The sequence below is a fragment of the Nocardioides sp. genome, assembly GCF_036374615.1.
GTDB lineage: Bacteria > Actinomycetota > Actinomycetes > Propionibacteriales > Nocardioidaceae > Nocardioides.
Genome location: NZ_DASUTK010000085.1, coordinates 1 through 6,926 on the forward strand (window position 1 = coordinate 1; position 6,926 = coordinate 6,926).

Consider the following 6,926-nt stretch of genomic DNA (forward strand, 5'->3'; position numbering starts at 1 on the left):
GGCCAGCGGGCGCCTCGGCCATCTCCGACCACGACCAAGCGCTCAAGGTCCTCAACGAGGTCGCGGCCGCTTCGCCGTCGTGGCCGGCCCTGGAATGGTCCCTCGACGCAAAACCCGGCCGCACTCTGCACCTCGGTCATCCGGCCGGGACAGGGATCGCATCGTTGCTCGCAGCCGAGTTCATCACCATGCTCTCGAGCGGCAACTGGCCCCAACTGCGTGCCTGTCTCGCCCCTGGGTGCGTCCTGTACTTCGCCAAAGAGCACACCCGCCGCGAATGGTGCTCCTCAACCTGCGGCAACCGGGCTCGCGCAGCGCGTCACTACCAACGGCGGAAGGCTCGGAGACTCTGATTCCGCACGGTCGGACTTCTGCCTGAACACGTCTTCGCGGGGTACTGCCGGAGATGCCAGCGGCAGCCCTGAGCAGTCACTCCATGCCGTCTAGGTCCTCAACTCCGCGCGGGGAGTTGGCGAGACGTGCCTAGTTCTGGGCGAGCTCAATGTCCACACCCGGCCAAGGCCGGCCACGCCCGGCGTCTGCCGAGCGGCTCGGCGATGAGGCCACCGGCCTCTTCCTCGGTACCGAGACCCGTGTGTCAGCAGGCAGCAGGGCTGGCAGCGGGCTCGACGGTGGCTGTGCACTGACCATTCAGGCCCGTCGGAGAGGATCGCGTCGTTGCATCCGCGACCGTCCTTGTCTGGGGGACGGTGGACGCAAGTAGGGCTGCACCAGCGCGTGGAGCCTTGCCGAGGGCAGGGTCTGCAGCTCGTCGTCGAGCAGCTGCTGGAATTGTCGGTACTGCCGGACGGCGCTGACGTGGTCGCCGTGCACCAGGTGGGCCCGGATGATCAGCGACTGGGCCGGCTCGTGCAGCGGCTCGATGGTGGCGGCGAGCCGGGCGGCACGCAGTGCGCTCAGTGCGTCTGCCTGCTCGAGGGCTCGCGCGGCAACCTCCTCGAGCGTGCGCAACCGAATCAGCTCCAGCTGGGTCCGATGGTGGACCACCCAGTCCTCGTACCACCCCGGGAGCAGCTCGCCGCGCTCCAGCAGCGGGAGCAGCGGGGAGCCCCGGCGCCGTTGGCCGTGGGCGTGCCGGAGGTCGTGCACGTCGACCCTGAGCGTCCTGGCGATGCCGATGGCGCCGTGCGTCACCGCCAGCGTCCCGGGGGCGCTGACCTGCGTGTGGCGGATCGCGGTCCGAAGGCTTGCATCGGCCTTCCCGTCGGTGGTGTCGGGCCACAGGATCCCGGAGATCTCCGAGCGTGGGGCTGTGCCGCGCAGGGCCAGCAGCGCTGTCAACCTCTGCTCACGACGGTGGAGCTGGACGGCATCGCCACCGACAACCAGTCGCCATCCACCCAAGAGCCGCAACTCGCGGTCGACGGTGTCGGTGGCACCGACGGTCCTCCCCCTAGCCATGTGCGACCCCCCCGAGTCGACTACGGACCGATCCCCACCATGGCCCTCAGACGTGGCTACGGCAAGGTGGTCCAGACCAGTCTAGCCGGGCAGCTCGACCGCTCCCAGTGACGTGAGCCAGCGCTGCACGATGGCGTAGACCTTGATCGGGTCGGCCACGACCTCTTCCTCGGTGGTGTCAAGGGTTCCGGAGTAGATCCGGAACAGGTGTCCGCCGGACCCCTCCGGGTGCTGGGCGACGGCTCGGATGAGGAGCACGCCGTCTGTCGGCCGGGTCTCCTGGCCAGGTGCTGTCTCCACGGTTGGTATCCCTCTCTCGAACCTGCGTGGTCTCCCGGCCGAGGAACAGGAAACCTAGGAGGAAGTCTCGCGCAGAATCGGCGCGGTCGCTGCAACTCGTGCGAACCGGGTAACGGCCCAGTCACAACAAAGTCACGCCACGACTCTTGACTGAGGTCAGCAACCAGGTCCAGGAGGGGGTGACCAGATATGTACCAGGAGCTGAACACGGTCGAGCTCGACCAGGAGTACGGCGAACTGCTGCCCGCACGCGAGACGTTGACATGGATTTCCATCAACGCGACGAACTCGTCGATGGCGTTCAACGCCGCGTCCTTCGACGCGACCGCTCACAGCGCGGCGTTCCAGTCCATCGTCGTCGAAGTCGACTAGGGCTGACGGTCCCGGGCGTGGCCTGCGCCGCGCGTGGGCCACGCCGTGGTGCCTCGCGGCTGGGGGAGGGGGTGAACCAGCATGTCCAGACAAGTGGTGATCGGGACAGACGAACTCACAACGGAGTCGGCGGTCTTGCTGCCGTCCCGCGACACCCTGAGCTGCCAGTACGGGTGCGTGAACGTGACCAACGTCATCGGGGTGAATCTCGCGCTCGCCGTTAACGCAGCAAGCGTGAACAGCGTCAGCGCTGCGGTGGCGACGCAGTACCTCGGGAGCTCGCAATAACCACTGATGGCCGGGGGGACACACGTCGGCCGGGGAACTGCCGGCCGGCGTGTGGGCCGCCGGGCCGGACAGCAGGCGGATGTTGTCCAGGGCTGTCGCAGGAGGGACAGAATGCAGGCTCATGCCGACGCCATCGACGCCACAAACGGCGCGACGGCGGAACCGATAACGAGGGGGCGGCTCCGTCACAGCGATCGGGCCGGCGACCGGTGGGTGCGCCCCGAGGGCCTGGAACTGCTGGGCCAGGTGCAGGATTCGGGCCTGCTGCGGCCGATGTACTTGGTACGTCGAACCGACGACCAGGTGGTGCAGCTTTCGCAGTTGTTGTACCTCACGCTCAGTGAGGTCGAGAGGGGCAGGAGCGCGGCCGACGTGGCCGGTCGGGTGAGTGAGGCGTATGGCCGGGTTCTCACCCCCGAGGGTTTCGCCCGCCTGGCCACCACCCAGCTTGAGCCGCTCGGCCTGGTGCACCGAGAGGGGTCCCCGGCACCGACGTCGCCACCCCGGGCGAGACCGCTGCTGGCGCTGACCTTCAAGGGCACCCTACTTCCGGAGCATGCGGTGGTGCGAGTCGCCGGGCCGCTGCGGCCACTGTTCTGGCCGCCGGTCGTCGCGCTCGCGGTGGTAGGGCTGGTGGCCCTCGACCTCGTCTTGGCGCTGGTCGGCGACTTCTGGGCGGCCGTGACCCAGTTGTTCGTGACGCCCACCCTGGCGCTGGTCATGGTGGGGGTGCTGGTGCTGGCCGCGGTGGTGCACGAGGTGGGCCACGCCACCGCCTGCCGCTACGGCGGCGCGCGTCCGGGTGCGATCGGCGTGGGAATCTACCTGGTGTTCCCGGCCTTCTACACCGACGTCACCGACTCCTACCGGCTGGACCGGCGAGGTCGGCTGCGCACGGATCTCGGCGGCCTGTACTTCAACGTGCTCACCGCGCTGGCGCTGGGGGGCCTCTTCCTCGCGACCGGGCAGGGGCTGGTGCTGCTGATCTTGATCGTGCTGCAGGTCCAGATGCTCCAACAGCTGGTGCCGGTGGTGCGTTTCGACGGTTACTACGTGCTGGCGGACCTGGCCGGCGTCCCGGACCTGTTCGCGAGGGTCGGACCGGTGCTGCGCAGCCTCCGGCCGGGCCACCCGCCCGACCCGCGGGTGACCGAGCTGCGGCCTCGGTCTCGCCGGCTGGTCACCGGGTGGGTGCTGCTGGTGGTGCCGGTGCTCGCCGCGGGCCTGGTCTGGTTGGTGTGGGCGCTGCCCGAGTTCGTCGACCGGGCGCGCATGGGCCTCGACCTGCAGCGATCGGTGATCGAGACCGCGTGGCCCGCCCGCGACTGGCCGATGCTGGCCCTCGCTGTGCTGTCCATGGTGCTGATCTGCCTGCCACTGCTCGGTATCGCGGTCCTGTTCTGGCGGGCCATCACCGGCGGCGTTCGACTGGTCTCCCGCCGCCGCCGACGCGATGACACCACGCCCACGAGCCACCGCCTGATGGAAGACCTTTCGGTCGCGGCGACACAGCGGCAGCTCGCGCAGGGCCGGGACGCCCCGGCCCAGCAGCGACCGCCGCCGCGGCCGCCCTCGGCTGCGGACTTCACCGACGCCGCGATGCTCGCCCCCGCTCCTGCCGTGCCGACACTCGGATGGCGGCGTACTCTCTACCAGGTCTCGGGTCGCCGCGTGAACCTCGGCCCCGGTGCGCGGGAGCGGCGCATCGAGGAGCTGCAAGAACGGCTCCGGACACCCATCGAGGGCGCCCGCCGGGTGACAGTGATGAGCCGTAAGGGAGGGGTCGGCAAGACGACGATGACGCTCGCGCTCGGGAGCACCTTCGCCCTCCAGCGCGGGGACCGGGTGGTCGCGGTGGACGCGAACCCCGATGCCGGCAACCTGGCCCACAGGGTGGCTGTTCCGCGGGATCGAACGATCACCGACGTGCTGCGCGACGCCGAGGACATCACCAGCTACGCCTCCCTGCGCGGCTACACCGCCCAGGCACCCGAGTCGCGGCTCGAGGTCCTCGCCTCCGACGACGACCCGCGGATCGGGATGGCGCTGGGTCGCACCGACTACCACCGGCTGCTCGGTCTGTTGGACCGCTATTACAACCTGATCGTGCTCGACACCGGGACCGGCATCCTGGACAGCGCGAACCAGGGGCTGCTGACCGAGGCCGACCAACTCGTGCTGGTGCTCGGGCCGGGGCTCGACGGCGGCCGAGCCGCCGCGCTGACTCTCGACTGGCTCGACGAGCACGACTTCGGCGCCCTCGTCCGCCGCGCCGTCGTGGTCATCAACGGCGTCCGGGATGGGGCCGACGTGCCGGTCGACCCGATGCGACGCCACTTCGAACGCCGCTGCAACCGGGTCCTGATCGTGCCGTGGGACCCGGCGCTCGAGAACGGCGCCCAGACCGACCTCTCGGTGCTGCGGCCCCGCACCCGCGACAGCCTGCTGCAGGTGGCAGCGGCGGTAGCCGAGACCTTCCACGATTCCGGAGCGCGACCATGAGATCACTCACCCTGCCTGTCGGCACGGCACTGCTCGCGGCCGCCCTCGGGTGCCTGACCGGATCCGCATATCCCGATGCACGTCTCGCCTCCCTCCACAAGGACGTCGACCTCACCGCCACCGCCCATCCCGGGCCGACCCGTCTCGAGGTAGCCGACGTCGCCCTCGACACCCTCACCATCTGGCGGCGCGCCTCCGTCAAGGCCGACACCTCCGCTACCAGCTCGGCCACCTGCCGAGGCTGCGCCGGCACCGCCGCCGCCGTGCAGGTGCTCTACATCCACCAAGCGCGCCGCACCCGTGCCGACAACGCCGCGATCGCCTGGTCGCAGTGCAGGTCCTGCGAGGCCAGGTCCGTGTCGGTCCAGGTCGTGGTCATCCGCCGCCCGACGCGCCTGACTGCCAACAACCGGGCACTGGGCACCAACGTCGCCTGCCTGCGCTGCGGCTCTACCGCCGAGGCCTACCAGCTCGTCGTGATCGGCGCAGACGCCAAGAGGCTGTCGCCGGAGGCACTCGCGGACCTGCACGCCTGGGCAACAGACCGGGCGACCGGCCGGGCGAACGCAGCGGACAAGCAGGGCCGTGCTCAGGCGCTCCCCACCGCCTCCGCGGCGCTCGAGCAGCTGGTCAACCGCGACCTCGGCACCACCACGGTGCTCCTCGACGCCGACGCCAGCGTGCCGCGCTGACCGGCCTCACGAATCAACGTCGGTGGATAAGGAGTTCATCGGCCCCTCGGGTTCATGCGGTGAGCGCAAGGCCTTGTCGCTGAGGAGGGGCCATGGCCATGGCTGGTCGTCCGCGTGTTGCTCGTGAGCTGGAGCGGTTGTTCTGGGAGCAGGTGCCGTTGTGGCGGGCGTGCCTTCGGGCAGGCCCGACGACTTTGTCCACAGGTCGTGGTTTGGGGGGTAGTGGTCGTGGGCAAAGACCCCTAGGTTCTATCCAGTCGCTGGGCATCCAGCGGAGCTGACAACGGCTGCACCTCACTCGGGACGGGGACGGCATGTCGATGACCGACGCGCACGCGGCGCTCGTGGAGAGCCTCGATGCGCGCGTGCGCGAGCACGTACGACGTGAGGGTGTCGACCCGCAGCGCGACGCCGGTCTGGTGCGGCGGATCGCCGAGGGTGTCGTGCGCGACCACGACCAGCGGTCGCTGACCGGGGCGGTGGCGCCGGTGGCCGACGTCGACTCGGTGATCGGTGAACTGGTGGCGCGGGTCTCGGGCTTCGGTCCGCTCCAGCCGTTCCTCGACGACCCGACGGTCGAGGAGATCTGGGTGAACGACCCGAGCCGGGTGTTCGTCGCGCGCAACGGTCGACACGAGCTGACCAACTTGATGCTCAGCACCGCCCAGGTCCAGGAGCTGGTCGAGCGGATGCTGAAGTCGAGCGGCCGACGGGTCGACATCTCCCGGCCGTTCGTCGACGCGATGCTGCCCGAGGGTCATCGCCTCCACGTTGTACTCGAGGGGATCAGCCGTGGCTTCTCCGCGGTGAACATCCGCAAGTTCATCCTCCGCGCCGCCAGCCTCGACGGGCTGGTCGAGCTGGGCAGCCTGACCTCGCGGGCGGCGTCCTTCCTCGAAGCAACGGTCCGAGCCGGCCTCAACATCCTGGTCGCCGGAGGCACCCAGGCCGGCAAGACGACGCTCCTGAACAGCCTGGCCGCCGCGATTCCGGGCGGTGAGCGGGTCGTCAGCGTCGAGGAGGTCTTCGAGCTGCGGTTCCCCCACCCCGACTGGGTGCCGATGCAGACCCGCCAGTCCGGGCTCGAGGGCACCGGCGAGATCACGCTGCGCGAGCTGGTCAAGGAGAGCCTGCGGATGCGGCCCAGCCGGATCATCGTCGGCGAGGTCCGGGCCGAGGAGTGCCTCGACCTGCTGCTCGCGCTGAACGCCGGCCTTCCCGGCATGTGCACGATCCACGCCAACTCCGCGCGCGAGGCGCTGGTCAAGATGTGCACGCTGCCGCTGCTCGCGGGCGAGAACATCTCGGCCCGGTTCGTCGTACCCACCGTCGCCGCGAGCGTCGACCTGG

At 69.8% G+C, this 6,926-nt stretch carries 7 protein-coding genes; 5 read left to right on the forward strand and 2 right to left on the reverse strand.

The features are described from left to right. Positions 1–188: 188 nt before the first annotated feature. A complete protein-coding gene (locus tag VFZ39_RS19075) occupies positions 189–353 on the forward strand; it encodes a CGNR zinc finger domain-containing protein (protein WP_414690268.1) in 165 nt (54 codons plus the stop codon). Between the two features lie 298 nt (positions 354–651). Here the strand turns inward: VFZ39_RS19075 and VFZ39_RS06825 are convergent, their stop codons facing one another. Both VFZ39_RS06825 and VFZ39_RS06830 read right to left on the reverse strand, forming a co-directional pair. Continuing rightward, on the reverse strand, positions 652–1,422 hold the full coding sequence (locus VFZ39_RS06825; protein ID WP_330864982.1) for an AfsR/SARP family transcriptional regulator: 771 nt from the start codon (positions 1,420–1,422) through the stop codon (positions 652–654). Between the two features lie 81 nt (positions 1,423–1,503). Then, positions 1,504–1,722 carry a hypothetical protein gene (locus VFZ39_RS06830; RefSeq protein WP_330864983.1) on the reverse strand — a complete coding sequence of 73 codons (219 nt, stop codon included), beginning with the start codon at positions 1,720–1,722 and terminating at the stop codon, positions 1,504–1,506. A 189-nt stretch (positions 1,723–1,911) separates the two neighbouring features. On the opposite strand from VFZ39_RS06830, the gene VFZ39_RS06835 reads away from it, so the two are divergent. From VFZ39_RS06835 to VFZ39_RS06850, 4 genes are all read left to right on the forward strand, one after another. Further along, a complete protein-coding gene (locus VFZ39_RS06835; RefSeq protein WP_330864984.1) occupies positions 1,912–2,094 on the forward strand; it encodes a hypothetical protein in 183 nt (60 codons plus the stop codon). A gap of 594 nt (positions 2,095–2,688) precedes the next feature. Further along, positions 2,689–4,884 (forward strand): AAA family ATPase, encoded by a 2,196-nt coding sequence (locus VFZ39_RS06840; protein ID WP_330864985.1) that lies wholly within the window; start codon positions 2,689–2,691, stop codon positions 4,882–4,884. After that, entirely contained in the window at positions 4,881–5,576 is a 696-nt protein-coding gene (locus VFZ39_RS06845) for a hypothetical protein (protein WP_330864986.1), read from the forward strand. Before VFZ39_RS06840 ends, VFZ39_RS06845 begins: the two co-directional genes overlap by 4 nt. Positions 5,577–5,890: 314 nt before the next feature. Beyond that, positions 5,891–6,926, forward strand: a 1,036-nt coding sequence (locus VFZ39_RS06850; RefSeq protein ID WP_330864987.1) for a CpaF family protein, incomplete at its 3' end; no start/stop codon positions are given.